Below are 19,535 nucleotides of genomic sequence, written 5' to 3' on the forward strand. Positions count from 1 at the left end.
TGCGAGGGGTCAAGTCACCGCAGCGCGGGCGCGGAATTCCGGGCGGTCCCAGGCTCGGGTCGCCAGCACCTCGGCCAGCGCCTGCGCGGCGTCCCAGACCTGCGCGTAGCTCAGGAACAGAGGCGAGAAGCCGAAGCGGGCGATGTCGGGGGCGCGGAAGTCCCCGACGATGCCGCGGGCGATCATCGCCTGGACCAGGGCGTAGCCCTCCGGATGGGCGAAGGAGACGTGCAGGCCCCGCGCCGTCGGCCCGCGCGGCCCGGTGAGCCGCAGCGCCGGGTCAGCCGCGGCGGCCTCGACCTGGCGGACGAACAGGCCGGCCAGCGCCAGGCCCTTGGCCTCCACCTGCGCCGGATCGGCCTGGAGCTGCAGGTCGACGCCCGCCTCCAGCGCCGCCAGCCCCAGGATCGGCGGCGTGCCGGTGATCTGGCCGCGGATATCGGCGGCCGGGCGGTAGCCGTCCTCGAAGGCGAAGGGCTCGGCGTGGCCCATCCAGCCGGAGAGCGGCGAGGCGATCTGCGCTTGGTGCCGCTCGGCCACGAACAGGAAGGCCGGCGCTCCGGGGCCGCCGTTCAGGTACTTGTAGCTGCAGCCGACCGCGAGGTCCGCGCCCGCGCCGTTCAGGTCGACGGCGATCGCGCCGACGCTATGGCACAGGTCCCAGATCATCAGCGCGCCCTTGGCGTGGGCCGCCGCGGTCACCGCCGCCAGGTCCCAGCGGCGCGAGGTCTTGTAGTGCACGTGGGTCAGGACGACCGCGGCGGTGTCCTCGCCGATGGCGGCGACCAAATCCTCCGGCGGCACAGTCCGCAGCCGCGCCCGCCCCGGTCCCAGCAGCGCCGCCAGCCCCTGCAGGGCGTAGAGGTCGGTGGGGAAGTTGCCGGCTTCGGACAGGATCGTCGTGCGGCCGGGCTTTAGCGACAGCGCGCCGGCGGCCAGCTTGAAGAGGTTCACCGTGGTGGAATCGGCCACCGTCACCTCGTGCGGCTGAGCGCCGATCAGCCGGGCGATCTTGCCGCCGACCCGCAGCGGCGCCTCGATCCAGCGGGCGCTGTTCCAGCTGCGCACCAGGCCCTCGCCCCACTCGTTGTGCGAAACCTCCGCCAGCCGCTCGTGGACCGCCAGCGGTGGAGGCCCTAGCGAATTGCCGTCCAGGTAGATCAGGCCGTGGGGCAGGGCGAAGCCCGCGCGGAACCGCGCCAGCGGATCGCCGGCGTCCAGCGCCAGGGCCTCGTCGCGGGTCATGGCCGAAGGGCTCGGGTGTCGGGCATCGCCAAGTTCTTAGAGCGCCGCGCCGCGCGCCGGAAGGGCGCTGACGCCGCCGCCATGCCTGTGCTTAAGTGGCGCCCGCGGCGCCACGCGCCCGCGCGATTTGCAAACACACGATTTGGCGCGGGCGAAAGACCCGCCCGGGGGGACCATCCGATGAGCAAGCTGACCCATTTCGCCCTGGCCTCGGCCCTGGCGCTGAGCCTCGCGACTGGCGCGGTCGCCCAGACGCCCGCGAAGCCGGCCGCCAAGGCCGCCGCCGCCTCCGCGGAAAAGTGGCCGGGCCTGCCGCCCGGCGCGGCCGAGGAGATCGCCGTCATGCGCGACGGGACCAAGCTCGCCGCCAACGTCTTCAAGCCCGCCGGCGCCGGCCCCTGGCCCGCGGTGATGACGCGCACGCCCTATCTGAAGGACGGCCGCATCGACAAGGAGCACGACCCGGACGGCTCGAAGATGCGCCAGGCTCTGGTCGCCCAGGCCAAGCACTACACCGACGCGGGCTTCGTCTATGTGTTGCAGGATGTGCGCGGCAAGGGGCGCAGCCAGGGCTTCTACGCGGCCTTCGAGAATGACGTCGAGGACGGCTACGACAGCGTCGAATGGGCCGCGAAACAGCCGTGGAGCAACGGCAAGATCGGCCTCTCCGGCGGTTCGGCCATGGGCATCACCTCCAACGAGGCCGCCATGGCCGCCCCGCCGCATCTGAAGGCGGCCTATGTCGTCGTGGCGCCCTACGACCTCATGCAGAACAGCTACATGGGCGGCGTGCTGAAGGAGAAGGACGTCATCGGCTGGTCGAAGGGCCAGGGCGTCGCCGACGACGTGCTCGATCAGCAGCGCCGGCGCGTGACGGACGACATCTTCTGGAACCGCGCGGCGATGAGCGAGAACCGCAAGTACATCCAGATTCCGATCTACAACGTCGGCGGCTGGTACGACATCTTCAACCACGGCAACATTTCGAACTTTGAATACCTGCAGAACCAGGGCGCAAGAGGGGCGCGCGGCAACCAGAAGCTGATGATGGGGCCGTTCGGTCACGGGAACCTGTCCGGAGACCTGACCTATCCCGGCTTCGATCGGCTGAACCTCGCCACCGACCAGGAGATCCGCTGGTTCAGCTACTGGCTGAAGGGCGAGCAGAACGGGATCATGGACGAACCGCCGGTCACCTATTTCATGATGGCGGGCGCCGAGAAGGGCCGGGTCAGCCCCAAGAACCGCATCCTGACCTCGGCCAACTGGCCGCCAGCCTACCGCGAGGTCCGCTACTACCTGGAACCGGACAAGACGCTGGCGACCAAGGCGCCGGGCGGCGAGGGGACGAAGGTCAGCTACCGCTTCGATCCGGCCAATCCCGTGCCGACGGTGGGCGGGGCGAACCTGACCTTCGAGCGCGGGCCGATGGACCAGCGGGCGATCAAGGACCGGCCGGACTACCTGCGCTTCCAGACCCCGGTGCTGGACAAGGACGTCACCGTCTCCGGCCCGGTGAAGGTCGAACTCTATGGCGCCACCGACGGTCCCGACACCGACTTCATGGCCAAGCTGGTGGACGTCTATCCCGACGGCTACGAGGCCATCGTGCTGGACGCCCCGATCCGCGCCAAGTTCCGCAATGGCCGCCTGCCGGGCGATATCAAGATGATGACGCCGGGCGCGCCGGAGGAGCTGGACATCGACCTGTGGTCGACGGCGATCACCTTCGAGAAGGGCCATCGGATCGCGGTGCACATCACCTCGTCCAACAGCCCGCGCTTCAATGTCAATCCGAACACCGGCGAGGCGGAGGGCGAGCACAAGTTGGCGCCGCGGGTGGCGACCAACTCGGTCTATATGGACGCCTCGCACCCCTCGGCCCTGGTGCTGCCGGTGGTCTATCCGGACGGGAAGTAGCCGTCAGGCCCCGTCTCAGGCGCGGACAGCCACCGCCATGGTCTCCAACGCCATGACGTCGGTGGCGTCCTCGGCGTCCATGATCTTCAGGAGCCGGGCGCGGGCCCGGTTCACCCGGCTCTTGATGGTGCCCAGCGCGCAGCCGCAAATCTCGGCCGCCTCTTCGTAGGAGAGGCCCGCCGCGCCTACCAGGATCAGGGCTTCGCGGTGCTCGGCGGGCAGCTTCTGCAGCGCCGCCTGCAGGGAGTGCATCGCCACGCTCCAGTCCTGGGTCGGCGGCGACTTCAGCGCGCCGGCGTATTCGCCGGTCTCGTCGCGCACCTCACGCCGGCGGCGCAGGATGGCGGTGTAGTAGGTGTTGCGCAGGATGGTGAAGAGCCACGCGCGCAGGTTGGTGCCCGGTTCGAACTTCTCGCGGTTGGTCCAGGCCTTGATGAGGGTGTCCTGCACCAGGTCGTCGGCGTCGGAGCCATTGTGGCTCAGGGACCAGGCGAAGGCCCGTAGCGCCGGGATCAGGCCGACCACCTCGTCACGCCAACTCAGCGTCGCGTCCATGGGGCCTCGCACTCAACTGCGCCGGAAACCGCCGCGCCCTCCGGCTCTCCGCCGGTCGATGAACGCGAGCCCCCTTCATCCGTTCCGGTCTTTGGGCCGGTCTTCCGGAGGCGCGCCGCGGAGGTTTTTCGCGAACCGCGTTCCCACCGTGGTTGCGCCCGGCGAAGGAATGACTAGCTGTGGCTAGGCGGGAAGAGGCGTGTCCGGGTGCGGACGCGCGGAGAGGAGGCACATGAGCCAATCCAACGACCCGCTCGCCGGGGAGCCGCAGGCGCTTGCGGCATCGCAAGCGCCCCAAAGCGAGGCTGTCCGGTCCGTTCCGGCCGACCTGCACCGCTACCGCGCGGTGCGCCAGGCCACCGAGGCGCTGACCCGCTCGCTCACGCCGGAAGACCAACTCGCCCAGTCCATGCCGGACGCCAGCCCCACCAAGTGGCACCTGGCGCACGTCACCTGGTTCTGGGAGACCTTCCTGCTGGTCCCCAACCTGGCGGGCTACAAGGTCTTCGACCCGCGCTTCCACTACCTGTTCAATTCCTACTACGAGGCGCTGGGGGCCCGGCAGCCGCGGCCGGAGCGGGGCCTGCTCACCCGCCCGTCGCTGAACGACGTCATCGCCTATCGGGCGCACGTCGACGCCGGCATGGGCCAGTTGCTCACCCAGCCTCTGGCCGAGGGGCTTGTCCCGCTTCTCGACCTGGGCCTGGCCCATGAGGAACAGCATCAGGAGCTGATCCTGATGGACATCCTGCACCTCTTTGCCCAGTCGCCCCTGCAGCCGGCCTACGCTCCGCCGCGCCACGCGCCCGCGGGCGTCGCGCCGGACCCGTTGAAGTTCGTGGGCTTCGAGGGCGGGCTGGTGGAGATCGGCCACGCGCCGGGCGCCGGCTTCGCCTTCGACAATGAGGGACCGCGCCACAGGGTCTGGCTTGAGCCGTTCGAGCTCGCCGACCGGCTGGTGACCAACGCCGAGTGGCTGGCCTTCATCGCCGACGGCGGCTACCGCCGCTCCGAACTCTGGCTCTCCGAGGGCTGGGCGCAGGCCCAGGCGGAGGGCTGGATCGCGCCGCTCTACTGGCAGCAGGACGCCGCCGGCGCCTGGAGCGCCATGGGCCTGCACGGCCTGCGTCCCATCGATCCGACCGCCCCGGTCAGCCACGTCAGCTTCTACGAGGCCGAGGCCTATGCGACCTGGGCGGGCGCGCGCCTGCCCACCGAGGCGGAATGGGAGCACGCCGCCCAAGGCTTGTCCGTGGCGGGCAATTTCGCGGGGTCTGGGCGCTTGGCCGCCGGAGCCCCGCCGCCAGGCTCGGGCCTGCGGCAGATGTTCGGCGATCTCTGGGAATGGACCCGCTCGGCCTACGCGCCCTATCCGGGATTCAAGCCCGAGGCCGGCGCGGTGGGCGAGTACAACGGCAAGTTCATGGCCGGCCAGTTCGTGCTGCGCGGCGGCGCCTGCGTCACGCCCACCGGCCACACCCGCGCCAGCTACCGCAACTTCTTCTATCCGCAGCAGCGCTGGATGTTCTCTGGGCTCCGGCTCGCCCGCGACGGCGCGCCGGGCGCGGGCGCCTCGGTGACCGGCGAGTTCGAGGCCGACGTCCTGACGGGCCTGTCGCGGCCGCAGAAGACCGTGCCGCCGAAGTACTTCTATGACGCGGAGGGCTCGCGCCTGTTCGAGGCGATCACCGAGCTGCCGGAATACTATCCGACCCGCACCGAGATCGCCCTCCTGAGCCGGGTCGCGCCCGAGATCGCCCAGCTGATCTCGCCGGACGCGGCCCTGGTGGAGTTCGGCTCCGGAGCCAGCGTCAAGACCCGCATCCTGCTGGACGCCGCCCCGCAGATCGCGGTCTACGCCCCCATCGACATCAGCGGCGCGGCGCTGGACGAGGCGTCGCTGGCGATCCGGCGGGACTATCCGGGGCTGACGGTGGCCCCGCTGCTGGAGGACTTCACCCGCGCCATCGTCCTGCCGCATGAGGCGCAGGGCCGGCCGGTCACTGGCTTCTTCCCCGGCTCGACGATCGGCAACTTCACGCCGGACGAGGCGCAGGCCTTCCTGGAAAGCGCCCGGGCGCTGCTCGGCGTGGGTTCGCGCTTCCTGGTCGGCATCGACGTGGTGAAGGACCCGGAGATCCTGGTGGCCGCCTACGATGACGCGGCCGGCGTCACCGCGGCCTTCAACAAGAACCTGCTCACCCGCATCAACCGGGAGCTGGGCGGCGACTTCGATCCTGACGCCTTCGTTCACCGCGCGATCTGGAACGCCGTCGACAGCCGCATCGAAATGCACCTGCAGAGCCTGGAGGATCAGCGGGTGAGGGTGGCCGGACGGGTGTTCCGCTTCGCCGCCGGCGAGACCATCCACACGGAGAACTCCGCCAAGTTCACTGTGGATCGGTTCGCGGGCCTGGCGGAAAAGGCGGGCTGGCGGCTGGAGACCAGCTGGCTTAGTCAGGATCCCGCCTTCGCCGTCGTCTCCCTGATGGCCTAGGCGCGGGGCTTTCGCGACACCAGCGCATGACGCCTGACGAGATTCCAATCGCGGCCACGGCTGTGGGCGATCTGCACCGTCAGGCCGATGCGCACCAGGCGGCGGGACGCCATGCCGAGGCCCTGGAGGCTTTCCAGGCCGCCGCCGCGCTGGCCCCCGGCGACCCGGTGCTGGCCTACAATGTCGCGAGCACCCTGCGCCTGCTCGGCCGCCCGGCCGAGGCGCTGGCGGCTTATGACCGGGCGGTCGCGCTCAACCCGCGCTTCGCTATGGCCCAGCACAACCGCGCCGCCCTCTTGCTGCAGCTCGGCGATTACCGCGCCGGCTTCCAGGCCTTCGAATGGCGCAAGTCCAGCCCGGGATTCGACGATCCCCGCTACGCCCTGCCGCGCCAATGGGCCGGCCAGTCGCTGCGGGGGCGGAGGCTGTTCATCTATCCGGAGTTCTTCCAGGGCGATCTCCTGCAGTTCGGCCGCTACGCCGCCCTGGCCATCGTCGCCGGCGCGGAGGTCACCCTGGCCGCGCCGCGCGCCATGCACGCCATCCTGCGGACGATGGATCCCCGGTTGCAATTGGCCGATGAGGACGCGGTTCCGGGCGACGGTGGCTACGATTTCGTGAGCGCCCTGCTCAGCCTGCCGGGCGGTTTCGGGACCACGGTCGCGACCGTGCCGCGCGGCCGCTATCTCCAGGCCGAACCAGAGCGGGTCGCCCGCTGGCGCTCAAGGGTCGGCGAGGGCGGTTTCAAGGTGGGCGTCGTCTGGCAGGGGAGCGCGGCCTCCAGCGCGCCGCCGGTGCCGCGCGCGTTTCCGCTGGCCGCGGCCGCGCCGCTGGCGGGCCTGGCCGGCGTGCGGCTGATCAGCCTGCAGAAGGGTCCGGGCCTGGCGCAGCTCTCGGGGTTGCCGGCCGGCATGACGGTGGAGACCCTGGGCGAGGACTTCGATCCCGGCTCGGACCTCTATCTCGACACCGCCGCAGCCGTTCTGGCGTGCGATCTGGTGGTCGCCATGGATGGCGCCATTGTCCATCTCGCCGGGGCGCTGGGCGCGAAGACCTGGCTCGCGGTCCCGCAGGTCCCCGACTGGCGCTGGATGGACGGCCGCGCCGACACGCCCTGGTATCCGACCGTCCGGCTCTACCGCCAGACGGCGTTCAACGACTGGGGCGGCGTCTTCGCGGCCATGGCCCGGGACCTGCGCGAACGCCCGGACGCCTGAGCGCCAGGGGTCCGGCGGCCCCAGCTCGGCTCAGCCGAGGTCGCGTCCGCGGGTGCGGCCGCCGCCGCGGCTGGCTTCGCCGCCCTTACGGCCGGCAGAAGCCGCCAGGTCGCGGTCTTTGGCGAAGCTGCGCTTTTCGCCGGGCACCGAGGCGCCGCCTTTGCGGGCGATCTCGCGGCGGCGTTCGGGGTTCATCGCGGCGAAGCCCCGGCGGGCGCGCGGCTTTCCGGTGTCTGCGGTGGGCATGGGGTACGCTCCTCAGGCGTCAGTGGCGTTGCGGTGGGGCTAACCAACGAATCGCTGCCAAGGTTGCGTTTGGAACGCCGCTATTCGCATGCGGACGGCTTTTCGGAGCCGAGCTTTGCTGTAGTCAGAAGGGCTTAGCCGCCAATCACAAGCGCGCGAGCTATGCCGGAAAGCCCATCCTAGAGCGGCAATTGCACCCGCGCCGTCAGGCCGCCGCCCACCCGGTTGACCAGGTCCACATCGCCGCCGTGGCCACGGGCGATGGAGCGCACCACCGCCAATCCGAGCCCGATCCCGCCGGTCTGACGGCTGCGCGACGGTTCGCGCCGGTAGAAGGGTTCGAACACTTTTTCCCGCTCGGCCGGCGGGATGCCTGGGCCGTCGTCCTCGATCTCCACCACCGCGTTCTGGTCGGCCAGGAAGACCCGCGTGCGCGCCCGGCCGCCATACTTCACCGCGTTCTCCAAGAGGTTGGAGAACAGCCGCCGCAGCGCCATGGGGTCGCCCTGCAGCACCACCTTCTCGCCGCTCTCCACCTCGGTGGAGGCGCCGGTCTCGGCCATCTCGTCGCAGAGGCTTTCCAGCAAGGACGATAGCTCCAGCGGCGTGCGCTCGCCGGGCCGGCTGGCGTCGCGCACGAAGGTCAGCGCCGCGGAGATCATCGCCTCCATCTGATCGATGTCGGCGCTCATCTTGGCCTTCTGGTCGTCCGGTAGGCCTTCGATGCGGAAACGCAGGCGGGTGAGCGGCGTGCGCAGGTCGTGGGCGATGGCGCCCACCATGGCGGTTCGGTCGTCAACGTAGCGGCGCAGGCGCTCCTGCATATCGTTGAAGGCGCGCACGGCCACGCCGATCTCCGATGACCCCTTGATGGCTAAGGGTTCGGCGCGCGGGTCGCGGCCCAGCCGCTCGGCGGCGTCGGCGAACTGCTTGATCGGCCGCGAGAGCCGGCGGGCGAAGACGTAGGAGATCGGCGCCATGGCGATCGCCGAGACCAGGAACCACAGGGCGATCCGCATCTGCCAGGGGTCGAGCCCGAAGGCCGGCTGCGGGCGCACGACCCGCCAGCGGCCGTCCGCCTGATGGATGGCGACATCGAAGGGCGCCACCAGGAAGTGCTCCTCGCTGACCCCCTCGCGGGCGATGCGGTCGCGGATGATACGGCCGACCCGGCGGTCAGCGAACGGCCCGCGATTGGCGGCGATGACCACCTGGCTGGTGGGGGTCCTGAGGTCCTTGGCGAGCTGGTCGCGGATGCGCTCGGCGGTGTCGCCCTCCATTGGCGGTCCCGGCGCCTTGGCCACGCTGATCACCTGAAGCGGCCGCCGCTCGGTGAACACCGGCGAGGGGCCGCGGAAGCTCTGCTCGATCTCCGACAGCCGATAGAAGTCCGGGGTCGGCGGCGGGACGTAGAACAGCAGGAAGAGGTTGATCGCCTCGGCCAGGACCAGGGCCAGGCCCACCAGGGTCGCGAGCTGGACGAACAGCGAGGCCGTCGGCCGCCCGCGACGGGTCCAGCTCATGTGCGCTTGACCTTGGCGGTGAACATATAGCCTTCGTTGCGGATGGTGCGGATCAGCTCATGGCTGCCGCCGCCGTCGTCGAGCTTGCGGCGCAGGCGGCTGATCTGCACGTCGATGGCCCGGTCGAAGGCGTCGGAGTCCGGCCCGCGGGCGAACTCCAGCAGCTGGTCGCGGGTCAGGACCCGTTGCGGACGCTCCACGAAGGCGCGCAGCAGGGAGAACTCGCCCGAGGACAGGTTCACCACCACCCCGGCCGGGGAGCGCAGCTCGCGGCGCACCAGGTCCAGGCGCCAGCCGGCGAACTCGCAGCCCGCGCCCACGCCGCCGGCGTTGGAGCGCTGCTCGGCCCGGCGCAGAACCGCGCGCACCCGCGCCAGCAGCTCGCGCGGGTTGCAGGGCTTGGCCAGGTAGTCGTCGGCGCCCAGCTCGAGGCCCACGATCCGGTCGGTGTCCTCGCCCATGGCCGACAGCATGATGATCGGCGCGCCGCCCTCGCCATTGGCCAGCCGGCGGCAGATCGCCAGGCCATCCTCGCCCGGCAGCATGACGTCCAGGACGATCAGGTCGACGGGCCCGCGCTCCAGCGCAGCTTCCATCTCGGTGGCGTCACCGGCGGTGTCGACCTTGTAGCCGTGCTTCCCCAGGAAGTCGGACACGACATCCCGGATGCCGGGGTCGTCGTCGACCATCAGGATGCGGGCGCCCGCAGTGTTCATGTCGAGGATCTGCTCCATGGCCGCGAACTTGCCGTCGCGGGGTGACGCGGCGATTTCGCGTCTGCAATCACCAAGGCGGCGACTGAAATCACGAGGGCGACAAGATGTCGTCGGCCACGAACGGATTGGTCCGCCGTTCCTGGCCGAAGGTGGACATCGGCCCGTGCCCCGGCACGAAGCGCACATCGTCGCCCAAGGGCCAGAGCTTGCCGGTGATCGCAGCGATCAGCTGGGCGTGATTGCCGCGCGGGAAATCGGTGCGGCCGATGGAGCCCTGGAACAGCACGTCGCCCACCTGTGCGAAGCGGGCCTGGCGGTGGAAGAAGATCACATGGCCCGGCGTGTGGCCGGGGCAATGATAGACCTCGAACTCGGTCTCCCCCAGCGTGACCACGTCGCCGTCCTGCAGCCAGCGGTCCGGCGTGAAGCCGCGCGCCTCCGGCATGCCCCACTTGGCGCCCGAGGCCTCGATCTGGTCGATCCAGAAGGCGTCGTCGGGATGCGGCCCCTCGATGGGGACGCCGGTCCGTTCCTTGATCGCCGCCGTCCCGCCGGCGTGGTCCAGGTGGCCGTGGGTGATCCAAATCTTCTCCAGGGTCAGGCCCTGGCTCTCGATCGCAGCCATCAGCCGGTCCACCTCGCCGCCGGGATCGATGATCGCCGCCTTCAGGGTCTTGGCGCACCAGACGATGGTGCAGTTCTGCTGCAATGGCGTCACCGGCGCGATCAGCGCCCGGATCGCCAGTTGCTCGCGGGCTTGCGGATTTTGGGGCGGTGGGGTCGGCGCGTTCATTACGACAAGATCGGGCTTTCCCGCCGATAAGAAAAGGCCCGGGCGCAAACCCGGGCCTTTGGTCGCGTATCGATAGGGGCTGCGCCCTACATCGGCGTGCCGCCCGGACCCTCGGTCAGGGCGTCGGAGTCGACGACGCCCCGCCGCACGTTCGACTTCCAGAAGCCGTAGCAGAAGTAGAAGAGCAGCCCGATGGCGGTCCAGGTGATGAACAGCCCCTTGGACTTGCCGTCCAGGCTCATAAACAGCACTGCGCATCCGAGGATCGAGGCCGGCGCCACGATGAATAGCAGGGGCGTCCTGAACGGCCGCGCCCGGCTGGGATCGGTGAAGCGCAGGATCATCACGCCCAGGGATACCGCTGCGAAAGCGAACAGGGTGCCGGAATTGGAGTAGTCGGCGAGCTGGCCGACCGGCAGGAAGGCCGCGAACACCGCCACCACGACGCCGGTCACGAGCGTGATGATCCACGGCGTCTTGAACCGCTTGTGCACGGTGGAGAGCACCGGCGGCAGCAGGCCGTCGCGGGCCATCACGAAGAAGATCCGGGTCTGGCCATACATCATCAGCAGCACCACGGAAGGCAGGGCGATGGTCGCCGCCAGGGCGACGATATTGCCGAACAGGGGATGACCGACCTCGCGCAGGACGTAGGCCAGCGCTTCCTTCGAGCAGACCAGCGGCGCGTGCGCTCCGATGGCGGTGCAGGCGGCCGAGAACTCCGGCGAACCCGGATCGTAGGCCACCCCGTTCGGTCCCGTCAGCGGCTGGGCCCCATAGGCGCCAATCGCGCCACTTGCGGCCAGCAGGTAGAAGAGGGTGCAGATCAGCAGCGAGCCGATCAGGCCGATGGGTACGTTGCGTTGCGGGTTCTTGGTTTCCTCGGCGGCGGTGGAGACCGCGTCAAAGCCCACATAGGCGAAGAAGATCGAGGCCGCAGCGCCCAGGACCCCTGTGCCGGACGACCCCAGGGGATTGCCCCAGCCGCGCGGTGTGAAGGGCTGGAAGTTCGCCATATGACCCGTGATCATCGGAACGGTCAGGATCACGAACAGGCTGAGGGCGGCGACCTTGATGGCCACGAGCACCGCGTTGACCGTGGCGCTTTCCTTGGTGCCGATGATCAGCAGCAGGGTCACCAAGCCGGTGATAATGACTGCCGGCAGGTTGATGATGCCGCCGACCTCGCCGCCTTCCAGGAAGGAGCCGATGGTGACCTTGGGGCCGACGGTCAACGCGTGCGGTATGTGCCAGCCTATGGCGTCGAACAGGCCGACGATGTGGCCGGACCAGCCTACCGCCACGGCGCTGGCGCCCAGGGCGTATTCCAGGATCAGCGCCCAGCCCACCAGCCAGGCCACCAGCTCGCCCATCACGGCGTAGGAATAGGTGTAGGCCGACCCCGCCACCGGCACCATCGAGGCCAGCTCGGAGTAGCAGAGCGCCGCCACGGCGCAGACCGCACCGGCGATCATGAAGGAGATCATCATCCCCGGACCGGCCTTCTGGGCGGCGGTCGCGGTGAGCACGAAGATGCCGGTCCCGATGACCGCGCCGATGCCCAACATCGTGAGCTGCACCGGCCCCAGCGAGCGGTGCAGCGATTTCTTCTCCGCCGTCGCCAGGATGGCGTCGAGCGATTTAACGCGCCACATTTTGCCTCCGAACAGCGGCGCCCCCCGGGGTCCGCCGATGAAATTTGACGGGACCGTGACGTGGTTGTGCCTCGCCGGTCAAGCACCAAGGCTTGGCGTTGCGGCAAGTCGCGGTTAGAGCGCACGAATGTTCCCCATCCACGAGGCTCTGCCGGCCCTGAAGGCGGCGCTGGCGGCCCGGAACGCCGCGGTGCTGGTGGCGCCGCCGGGGGCCGGCAAGACCACGGTGGTCCCGCTGGAGCTGCTGGCCGAGCCCTGGATGGCGGGCGGCAAGATCATCCTCCTGGAACCGCGCCGCCTGGCCGCCCGCGCCGCCGCCGAGCGCATGGCCGCCACCCTGGGCGAGCCGGTGGGCCAGACCGTCGGCTACCGCGTGCGGATGGCCTCGAAGGTCTCCGCCGCGACCCGCATCGAGGTGGTCACCGAGGGGGTCTTCACCCGCATGGTCCTGGGCGATCCGGAGTTGGCCGGCGTCGCCTGCGTGATCTTCGACGAGTTCCATGAACGCAGCCTCGACGCCGACCTCGGCCTGGCGCTGGCCTGCGACGCCCAGGGCCTGCTGCGCGAGGACCTGCGCATCCTTGTCATGTCGGCGACCCTCGACGGGGCGGCGGTGGCGCGCCTCTTGGCGGACGCGCCGGTGGTGGAGAGCCTCGGCCGCGCCTTTCCCGTGGAGACCCACTACCTCGGCCGGGACGAACGCCTGCGCCTGGAGGACCGCGCGGCGCGCGCCGTGGAGCGTGCGCTGACACAGGAGACCGGCTCCCTCCTGGTCTTCCTGCCGGGGCAGGGCGAAATCCTGCGCACCGCTGAGCGTCTGGCCGAACGCGCCCCTTCCAAAGCAGGAATACCCCATGTCGAGATCGCGCCGCTCTATGGCGCCCTCGACCCGCGCGACCAGGACCGCGCCATCGGGCCCGCGCCGGCCGGAACCCGCAAGGTGGTGCTGGCGACCTCCATCGCCGAGACCAGCCTGACCATCCAGGGCGTGCGCGTGGTGATCGACGCAGGCGTCGCCCGCGTCCCGCGCTTCGATCCGGCCAGCGGCCTCACCCGCCTCGCCACCGTACGCGTCTCCCGCGCCGCCGCAGATCAGCGCCGCGGCCGGGCCGGACGCACCGAGCCCGGGGTCTGCTACCGCCTGTGGGACGAGGCCGAGACCCGCGCCCTGCCGGCCTACGCCGATCCGGAGATCCTCGACGCCGACCTCTCGGGCCTGGCCCTCGACCTCGCCCGCTGGGGCGCCAAGGACCCCGCAGACCTGGCCTTCCTCGACCCGCCGCCGGCCGCCGCCTTCGCCGAGGCGCGCAGCCTGCTGGTCCGCCTGGAGGCCCTGGATGGCGACGGCGTGCTGACCGCCCACGGCCGCGCGCTCAGCGACATGCCGCTCAGCCCACGCCTGGCGCACATGGTGCTGAAGGCGGCGGCGACGGGCCAGGCCGCCCGCGCCGCGCGCATCGCCGCCGTGATCGTCGAGCGCAACCTCGGCGGCCGCGACGTTGACCTGCGCCACCGCCTTGACGGTTTGGAGCGCGACCGCGGCCCCCGCGCCCGCGACGCCAAGGCCCTGGCGGAGCGTTGGGCGGGCCAGGCAGGGAAACAGGGGCGGGGCGAGCCGCTCTCCGACGGCCTCTTGCTCGCCTTCGCCTATCCGGAGCGCGTCGCCCGCGCCCGCGGGCCGCTGGGCGAGTTCCAGCTCGCCACCGGCCGCGGCGCCTTCCTGGAGGCCACCGACGCGCTGGCCCGCGAGACCTGGCTGGCGGTAGCCGAGCTCGGCGGCGGCGAGCGGCGCGACCGCATCCTCCTGGCCGCGCCCCTGACCGCCGAGGAGATCGAGGCCGCCTTCGAGAGCCAGATCACCGTCGAGGATCGGCTGGAGGAAAGCGGCGGCGGCCGGCTGCGCGCCAAGCGGCTGACGCGCCTCGGCCGCCTGACCTTGCGCGAGACCATCGATGACAACCCCGATCCGGCGCTGATCGCCGCGGCGCTCGCGGCCCGCATCCGCGCCGAGGGCGTCGGCGTTCTGCCCTGGGGCGTGGCGGCGCAGGGCCTGCGCCAGCGCGTGGGGTTCCTGAGGGCCCGCGACCCCGCCTGGCCCGACCTTTCCGACGCCGCCCTGGCCGAACGCCTGGACGACTGGTTGACGCCGCTGCTCGGCGGCCTGCGCGCGCTCTCGGCCCTCAGGCCCGACGTGCTGGAGGGCGCCCTGCGCGCCTTGATCCCTTGGGAGCTGCAGCGCCGCCTGGACGCCGAGGCGCCGGCCCGCTGGACGGCGCCCACGGGCAACGCCTTCGCCATCGACTACACCGCCGAGGCCGGTCCACGCGTCGATGTCCGGGTGCAGGAGGTCTATGGCCTGACCAGTCACCCCGCCGTCGGCGGCCAGCCGCTGACCTTTTCGCTGCTGTCACCGGGCCATCGGCCGATTCAGACCACGAAGGACCTGCCGGGTTTCTGGAAGGGCTCGTGGAAGGACGTCCGCAACGACATGCGCGGCCGCTATCCCAAGCACCTCTGGCCCGAAGACCCCTCCATCGCCGAGCCCACCGCGCGGGCCAAGCCGCGCGGGACCTGATGAGAACCACGACCATGACCCAGACGCCGCCGATGCCGCCCGGATATCTCGACACCCCCGCCGCCTGGCGCTCGGCCGACCTGGCGCCGGGCGAATGGGCGCATGTCCTCAGCGTCGCCGAGGCCGCCGAGATCGCCGCCGCCGCCCGCGCCCTGGCCGCCCGAGACCTCGACCTGGCGACGGTCACCGCCGCGGACTTCCCGCTGCCGGCCTTCGGTCCGCGCCTGGCGGCGCTGCATCGGGGCGAGGTGCTGGAGGGCCGGGGCTTCGCGGTGATCCGCGGCCTCGATCCTCAGGCCTTCAGCCGGCGCGAGAACGGGGCGCTGTTCCTCGGGATCGGCGCTCACCTGGGCGCCTTCCGCCCGCAGAACGCCGCGGGCCACATCCTGGGGCATGTGAAGGACCTGGGCCGCTCCGGCGACGACCCCAACGCGCGGCTCTACCAGACCCACGAGCGGCAGACCTACCACACCGACAGCTGTGACGTGGTCGGGCTCTACTGCCTGAAGCCGGCCAAGGCCGGCGGCCGCTCCAGTCTGGTGAGCTCGGTCACCCTCTACAACGAAATGCGCCGCCGGGCGCCGGAGCTGGCCGCGGCGCTGTTCCAGCCCATCGAGACCGACCGCCGGGGCGAGGTCGCCGCCGGCGAGCTGCCCTGGTTCAACATCCCGGTGTTCAACTGGTTCGAAGGCTGTTTCGCCGGCATGTACCAGCGTCAGTACATCGAAAGCGCCCGCCGCTTCTCCGAGGTCCCGCCGCTGACGGAGACACAGGTCGCCGCCCTCGATTTGCTGGACGCGCTCGCCGAGGATCCGGCGCTGCATCTGGAGATCGATTTCCAGCCCGGCGACATCCAGCTGGTCAACAACCACGTCCTCTTCCACGACCGCACCGCCTTCGAGGACTGGCCCGAGCCCGAGCGGCGACGTCACCTGCTGCGCCTGTGGCTGGCCCCTCCCGACGCGCAGGCCCTGCCGCCGGTCTTCGCCGAGCGTTTCGGAACGGCGGCGCCGGGCGCGCGCGGCGGGGTCACGGTCTCGCCGGACCGCTGGGTCGCGCCGCTGGAGGCCTGAGCCGCCACGCCGCCATGCGGCGGAAAGTCGCCAATCGAGGGTCCCCGAAGAAGGGTTCCGAAAGCATTTCCTGCTACGGCGAAGCCTCAAGACGAGGACCCTGGCCGGCGCATGCGTTTCCGTTCGATCAGCACCAAGCTCCTGGCCGGCCTGATCGCCGCCATGACCGTGCTGCTGCTCGCCGACACCGTGGTGACCTACTGGTCCTATCGCGCCCAGGTCGAGAAGCACCGGATTCACGACCTGGCCCTCTATGTGCAGGAGCGCACCCGCACTGAGGAAGACCTGTTCGAGACCCTGCGGACGCGCCAGACCGCCGCCACCGAGGCGCTGCATCGCCGCCTCAGCCTGATGCGCTCGGGTCCGGAGGTGGACCGCCAGTTCGACGCATGGTTCCCGGAGAAGGGCGACGGCACCCGCCGCAGCCGCGACAGCCTCTACGACGGCGAACAGACCGCCGACGGCGATGCGCTCTACGGCGTCGGAGCCTATATCGGCCACGCCGACCAGATCACCCCCGAGCAGAAGCGGGTGATGACCGCGGCCACCCTGGTGGTGAACCGGATCGGCGAGTCCGACCTCGCCAAGTTCGAGAACTTCTTCTTCCTGGCCCCGCAGGATCGCCTGATCCTGTTCGCGCCGCATCGCGAGGAGCGGCTGTCCTTCTTCCGCAAGACCGCGCCGGGCGGGGTCAACTTCGACCGCACCGACCAGGGCAGCTTCGCCCTGCCGCAGAACGATCCTTCCGGGCGGATGCGCTGCACGCCGCTGTCGCCGCTGCTGCAGGACAAGACCGGGCGAACCCTGATCACCGGCTGCGTCAGCCCGGTCTATGTGGATGGCCGTTATGTCGGCGCCTGGGGCACCACCTTGATGGCGGGCTCCTACCTGACCCAGGTGCTGCACAACACCCCGGCCGGGGCCACCAGTCTGATCGCTTCGGACCGTGGCGAGCTGGTGGCGTTCCCGGGCTTCACCCGCCCGCAGGCGCTGAACCGCAACTCGGTCGCGGCCCTGGAGAAGGCCTACGGCGTGCCGGCCCTGGTGGCGCGCATCCACGCTCAGGGCAAACCCAGCGGCGTCATCGACAGCGCCGACGGCAAGATGCTGGTGGCCTACGGGCGCCTGGACGGTCCGGGCTGGCTGCTGCTGGTGGCCTTTCCGAAAGCGCTGGCGCAGGGCAATCCATGGGCGGCGATGGCGCCCAATGTCGCCGGCAAGTTCCTGATCATCGCCATTGGCGCGGCGATCCTGTTCGCGATGGTCCGCGGGCTTGTGATCTCGCCCCTGCAGGCGCTGGGTCAGCCGCAATCGGACGACATCGAAGTCCTGGCCGCGCGCGACGACGAGATCGGCCAGCTCGCCCGCACCCTGCGCGACGAACGCGAGCGCGGCGACGAGATCCTGGCGGGCCTGGAGGAGCGGGTGCGCGCGCGCACCGCCGAGCTGGAGCAGGCCAATGCCGCCAAGACCGACTTCCTGGCCAACATGAGCCACGAGCTGCGTACGCCATTGAACGGCGTCATCGCGCTTTCCAGTCTGCTCGCGAAGGAACAGACCACTGAGCGCGGGCGCCAGACCGCCGACTTGGTGGTGGCCTCGGGGCGCCTGCTGCAACAGGTGCTCACCGACATCCTGGACCTCACCCGCATCGAAGCCGGTCAGCTTCCGGTCAACCTGGCGCCCTTCGAGCTCGCCGACTGCATCGCCACCATCGCCGCTCTGCACCGGGCCAGCGCCGAGGCCAAGGGCCTCGACTTCCGGGTCACCCTGGCGCCGGAGGCGCACGGCTGGCGGCTCGGCGACGACGTTCGCGTGACGCAGATCCTCTCCAACCTGCTCTCCAACGCGGTGAAGTTCACGACCGTCGGCGGCGTCTCCATGGACGTCGCCTGCGAGGGCGAGGCGGTCACCGTGGCGGTCACCGACACCGGCGTCGGCTTCTCCGACGAATTCCGCGAGCGCCTGTTCAGCCGCTTCGAGCAGGCCGACGGTTCGATCACCCGCCGCTTCGGCGGTTCGGGCCTGGGCCTGGCGATCTCGGCCTCGCTGGCGGCCATGATGGGCGGCAAGGTCGAAGCCCGTTCCGAACTCGGGAAGGGCTCGGTGTTCACACTCACCCTGCCGCTGCCGGCCGCCGCCGCGCCGGAGCCGGCCGACGTGGCCGAAGAGGCCGAGGCCGGCGATATCGCCGGCCTGAAGGTGCTGGTGGCCGAGGACCATCCCACCAACCGCAAGGTGGTGGAGCTGATCCTGGAGCCCCTGGGCGTTGACCTCACCATGGTCGAGGACGGCCGCCAGGCGGTGGAGGCCGCCGTGCGCGAGGCCTTCGACCTGATCCTGATGGACCTGCAGATGCCGGTGCTGGATGGTCTCAGCGCCACACGTGAGATCCGCGCCGCCGAGGCCGACGCCGGCCGCGCCCCGGTGCGGATCGTGGCGCTCTCCGCCAACGCCCTGCCGGAACACATCGCCGAGGCCCGGTCGGCCGGCATGGACAGCCACCTCGCCAAGCCGATCCGTCCCGAAGAGCTGATCGCCGTCCTCTCGACCGCGTTGGCGATCCTGGACGCCCGCGCCGCCTAGCCTGCGCTGGCCGCCGCGAACCAGCCGGCCGCCACGCCGCCCAGGATCAAGGCGCCCAAGAGGGCGCGGTAGATGATGAACGGCCAGGTGGAGAAGCGCTCGAGGAAGCGCATCAGGCCCCAGATGGCGGCGAAGGACGACACCGCCGCCACCGCTAGGCCAACTCCCAGGATCGCCCAGCCGTGCGCGGGCAGGTGGGCCTTATGCAGCTCCCAAATCTCCTTCAGGCCCGCCAGCGCGATGGCGGGCGTCCCCAACAGGAACGACAGCCGCGCGGCCTCCTCGCGCCGGAAGCCCAGCGCCAGGCCGGCGGTAAGCGTCGACCCGGAGCGCGAGACGCCGGGGATCAGGGCGCCGACCTGCGCCAGGCCCACCAGCAGGGCGTCGACGATGGTGGCGTTCTCCACCCGGCGGCGATGGCGCGCCAGGATCTCAGCCAACGCCAACAGGGCGGCCATGACCAGGCAGGCCACGCCCACCGCCGGCAGGGTGCGCAGGGGCGAGTTGCAGGCGTTCAGCAGCGGCGCCAGCAAGAGGCCCGCGATGCCGATCGGGATGGTCGCCAGGATCACCAGCAGGCCCAGCCGCAGGTCCGGATCGTACCAGCGGCCGCTGGCCACGGCCCGCACAGAGCCGCCGCAGATCGCCGCGATGTCGCGCCAGAAGTAGCTGACCACGGCGACCAGGGCCGCGGCCTGCATGGTCGCCGAGAAGGCCGCGCCGGGGTCCGGCCAGCCCAGGAGCGCCGGGACCACCCGCATGTGCGCCGTGGACGAGATCGGCAGGAGCTCGGTGATCCCCTGGACCACTCCCAGCACCGCGACCTTGGCGTAGCCAAGGCCCATGAAACCCACGTCCAAACCCTGGCAGGAATCGGCCACGTCCATCTCTCCGGGAAGGCGGCCCTTATGGCCGCAACGCCGCGCAAGCGGAA

14 protein-coding genes are annotated in these 19,535 nt (G+C 70.7%); 6 read left to right on the plus strand and 8 right to left on the minus strand.

Annotated features, from left to right (window positions below; genetic code table 11):
* Positions 1-9: 9 nt before the first annotated feature.
* A complete protein-coding gene (kynU, locus tag E8A49_RS00355; RefSeq protein WP_293375108.1) occupies positions 10-1,245 on the minus strand; it encodes a kynureninase in 1,236 nt (411 codons plus the stop codon).
* A gap of 180 nt (positions 1,246-1,425) precedes the next feature.
* Here kynU and E8A49_RS00360 point away from each other — a divergent pair, with 180 nt between their 5' ends.
* Positions 1,426-3,165 carry a CocE/NonD family hydrolase gene (locus tag E8A49_RS00360; RefSeq protein ID WP_293375111.1) on the plus strand — a complete coding sequence of 580 codons (1,740 nt, stop codon included), beginning with the start codon at positions 1,426-1,428 and terminating at the stop codon, positions 3,163-3,165.
* 15 nt (positions 3,166-3,180) lie between these two features.
* Here E8A49_RS00360 and E8A49_RS00365 read toward each other — a convergent pair whose 3' ends face one another.
* Positions 3,181-3,720 carry a sigma-70 family RNA polymerase sigma factor gene (locus E8A49_RS00365; RefSeq protein WP_293375114.1) on the minus strand — a complete coding sequence of 180 codons (540 nt, stop codon included), beginning with the start codon at positions 3,718-3,720 and terminating at the stop codon, positions 3,181-3,183.
* A gap of 232 nt (positions 3,721-3,952) precedes the next feature.
* Between E8A49_RS00365 and egtB the strand changes: the two genes are divergently transcribed.
* Positions 3,953-6,217 (plus strand): ergothioneine biosynthesis protein EgtB, encoded by a 2,265-nt coding sequence (gene egtB / locus E8A49_RS00370; protein WP_293375117.1) that lies wholly within the window; start codon positions 3,953-3,955, stop codon positions 6,215-6,217.
* Between the two features lie 26 nt (positions 6,218-6,243).
* The gene (locus E8A49_RS00375; protein ID WP_293375120.1) at positions 6,244-7,434 is read left to right on the plus strand and encodes a glycosyltransferase; all 1,191 of its coding nucleotides are present in this window, start codon (positions 6,244-6,246) and stop codon (positions 7,432-7,434) included.
* A gap of 30 nt (positions 7,435-7,464) precedes the next feature.
* Here E8A49_RS00375 and E8A49_RS00380 read toward each other — a convergent pair whose 3' ends face one another.
* The 5 genes from E8A49_RS00380 to E8A49_RS00400 form a co-directional block, all read right to left on the minus strand.
* Positions 7,465-7,680: a general stress protein gene (locus E8A49_RS00380; protein WP_293375123.1), complete on the minus strand. Its 216-nt coding sequence runs from the start codon at positions 7,678-7,680 to the stop codon at positions 7,465-7,467.
* Between the two features lie 179 nt (positions 7,681-7,859).
* The gene (locus E8A49_RS00385) at positions 7,860-9,203 is read right to left on the minus strand and encodes an ATP-binding protein (RefSeq protein WP_293375126.1); all 1,344 of its coding nucleotides are present in this window, start codon (positions 9,201-9,203) and stop codon (positions 7,860-7,862) included.
* Positions 9,200-9,937 (minus strand): response regulator, encoded by a 738-nt coding sequence (locus E8A49_RS00390; protein ID WP_293375129.1) that lies wholly within the window; start codon positions 9,935-9,937, stop codon positions 9,200-9,202. Before E8A49_RS00390 ends, E8A49_RS00385 begins: the two co-directional genes overlap by 4 nt.
* 70 nt (positions 9,938-10,007) lie before the next feature.
* Positions 10,008-10,712, minus strand: coding sequence for an MBL fold metallo-hydrolase (locus E8A49_RS00395; RefSeq protein ID WP_293375132.1), 705 nt, complete (start codon positions 10,710-10,712; stop codon positions 10,008-10,010).
* Between the two features lie 86 nt (positions 10,713-10,798).
* Positions 10,799-12,367 (minus strand): amino acid permease, encoded by a 1,569-nt coding sequence (locus E8A49_RS00400; protein ID WP_293375136.1) that lies wholly within the window; start codon positions 12,365-12,367, stop codon positions 10,799-10,801.
* 127 nt (positions 12,368-12,494) lie between these two features.
* Between E8A49_RS00400 and hrpB the strand changes: the two genes are divergently transcribed.
* The 3 genes from hrpB (at position 12,495) to E8A49_RS00415 (ending at position 18,601) form a co-directional block, all read left to right on the plus strand.
* Entirely contained in the window at positions 12,495-14,942 is a 2,448-nt protein-coding gene (hrpB, locus tag E8A49_RS00405) for an ATP-dependent helicase HrpB (RefSeq protein ID WP_293375139.1), read from the plus strand.
* A complete protein-coding gene (locus E8A49_RS00410) occupies positions 14,942-16,015 on the plus strand; it encodes a TauD/TfdA family dioxygenase (RefSeq protein ID WP_293375143.1) in 1,074 nt (357 codons plus the stop codon). Before hrpB ends, E8A49_RS00410 begins: the two co-directional genes overlap by 1 nt.
* A gap of 111 nt (positions 16,016-16,126) precedes the next feature.
* Complete coding sequence (locus tag E8A49_RS00415) at positions 16,127-18,601, plus strand: ATP-binding protein (RefSeq protein WP_293375146.1); 2,475 nt, start codon at positions 16,127-16,129, stop codon at positions 18,599-18,601.
* Here E8A49_RS00415 and E8A49_RS00420 read toward each other — a convergent pair.
* On the minus strand, positions 18,598-19,482 hold the full coding sequence (locus tag E8A49_RS00420; RefSeq protein WP_293375149.1) for an undecaprenyl-diphosphate phosphatase: 885 nt from the start codon (positions 19,480-19,482) through the stop codon (positions 18,598-18,600). The two genes, E8A49_RS00415 and E8A49_RS00420, sit on opposite strands and share 4 nt — an antisense overlap.
* Positions 19,483-19,535: the final 53 nt, after the last annotated feature.

The sequence above is a fragment of the Phenylobacterium sp. genome (assembly GCF_004799515.1).
Lineage (GTDB): Bacteria > Pseudomonadota > Alphaproteobacteria > Caulobacterales > Caulobacteraceae > Phenylobacterium.

Excerpts from the sequence above, each read along its gene's own strand:
- egtB (WP_293375117.1), top strand. The coding sequence starts at position 3,953 with ATGAGCCAATCCAACGACCCGCTCGCCGGGGAGCCGCAGGCGCTTGCG.
- E8A49_RS00360 (WP_293375111.1), top strand. The coding sequence starts at position 1,426 with ATGAGCAAGCTGACCCATTTCGCCCTGGCCTCGGCCCTGGCGCTGAGC.
- E8A49_RS00385 (WP_293375126.1), bottom strand. The coding sequence starts at position 9,203 with ATGAGCTGGACCCGTCGCGGGCGGCCGACGGCCTCGCTGTTCGTCCAG.
- hrpB (WP_293375139.1), top strand. The coding sequence starts at position 12,495 with ATGTTCCCCATCCACGAGGCTCTGCCGGCCCTGAAGGCGGCGCTGGCG.
- E8A49_RS00375 (WP_293375120.1), top strand. The coding sequence starts at position 6,244 with ATGACGCCTGACGAGATTCCAATCGCGGCCACGGCTGTGGGCGATCTG.
- E8A49_RS00380 (WP_293375123.1), bottom strand. The coding sequence starts at position 7,680 with ATGCCCACCGCAGACACCGGAAAGCCGCGCGCCCGCCGGGGCTTCGCC.
- E8A49_RS00365 (WP_293375114.1), bottom strand. The coding sequence starts at position 3,720 with ATGGACGCGACGCTGAGTTGGCGTGACGAGGTGGTCGGCCTGATCCCG.
- E8A49_RS00390 (WP_293375129.1), bottom strand. The coding sequence starts at position 9,937 with ATGGAGCAGATCCTCGACATGAACACTGCGGGCGCCCGCATCCTGATG.
- kynU (WP_293375108.1), bottom strand. The coding sequence starts at position 1,245 with ATGACCCGCGACGAGGCCCTGGCGCTGGACGCCGGCGATCCGCTGGCG.
- E8A49_RS00400 (WP_293375136.1), bottom strand. The coding sequence starts at position 12,367 with ATGTGGCGCGTTAAATCGCTCGACGCCATCCTGGCGACGGCGGAGAAG.
- E8A49_RS00415 (WP_293375146.1), top strand. The coding sequence starts at position 16,127 with ATGCGTTTCCGTTCGATCAGCACCAAGCTCCTGGCCGGCCTGATCGCC.
- E8A49_RS00395 (WP_293375132.1), bottom strand. The coding sequence starts at position 10,712 with ATGAACGCGCCGACCCCACCGCCCCAAAATCCGCAAGCCCGCGAGCAA.
- E8A49_RS00410 (WP_293375143.1), top strand. The coding sequence starts at position 14,942 with ATGAGAACCACGACCATGACCCAGACGCCGCCGATGCCGCCCGGATAT.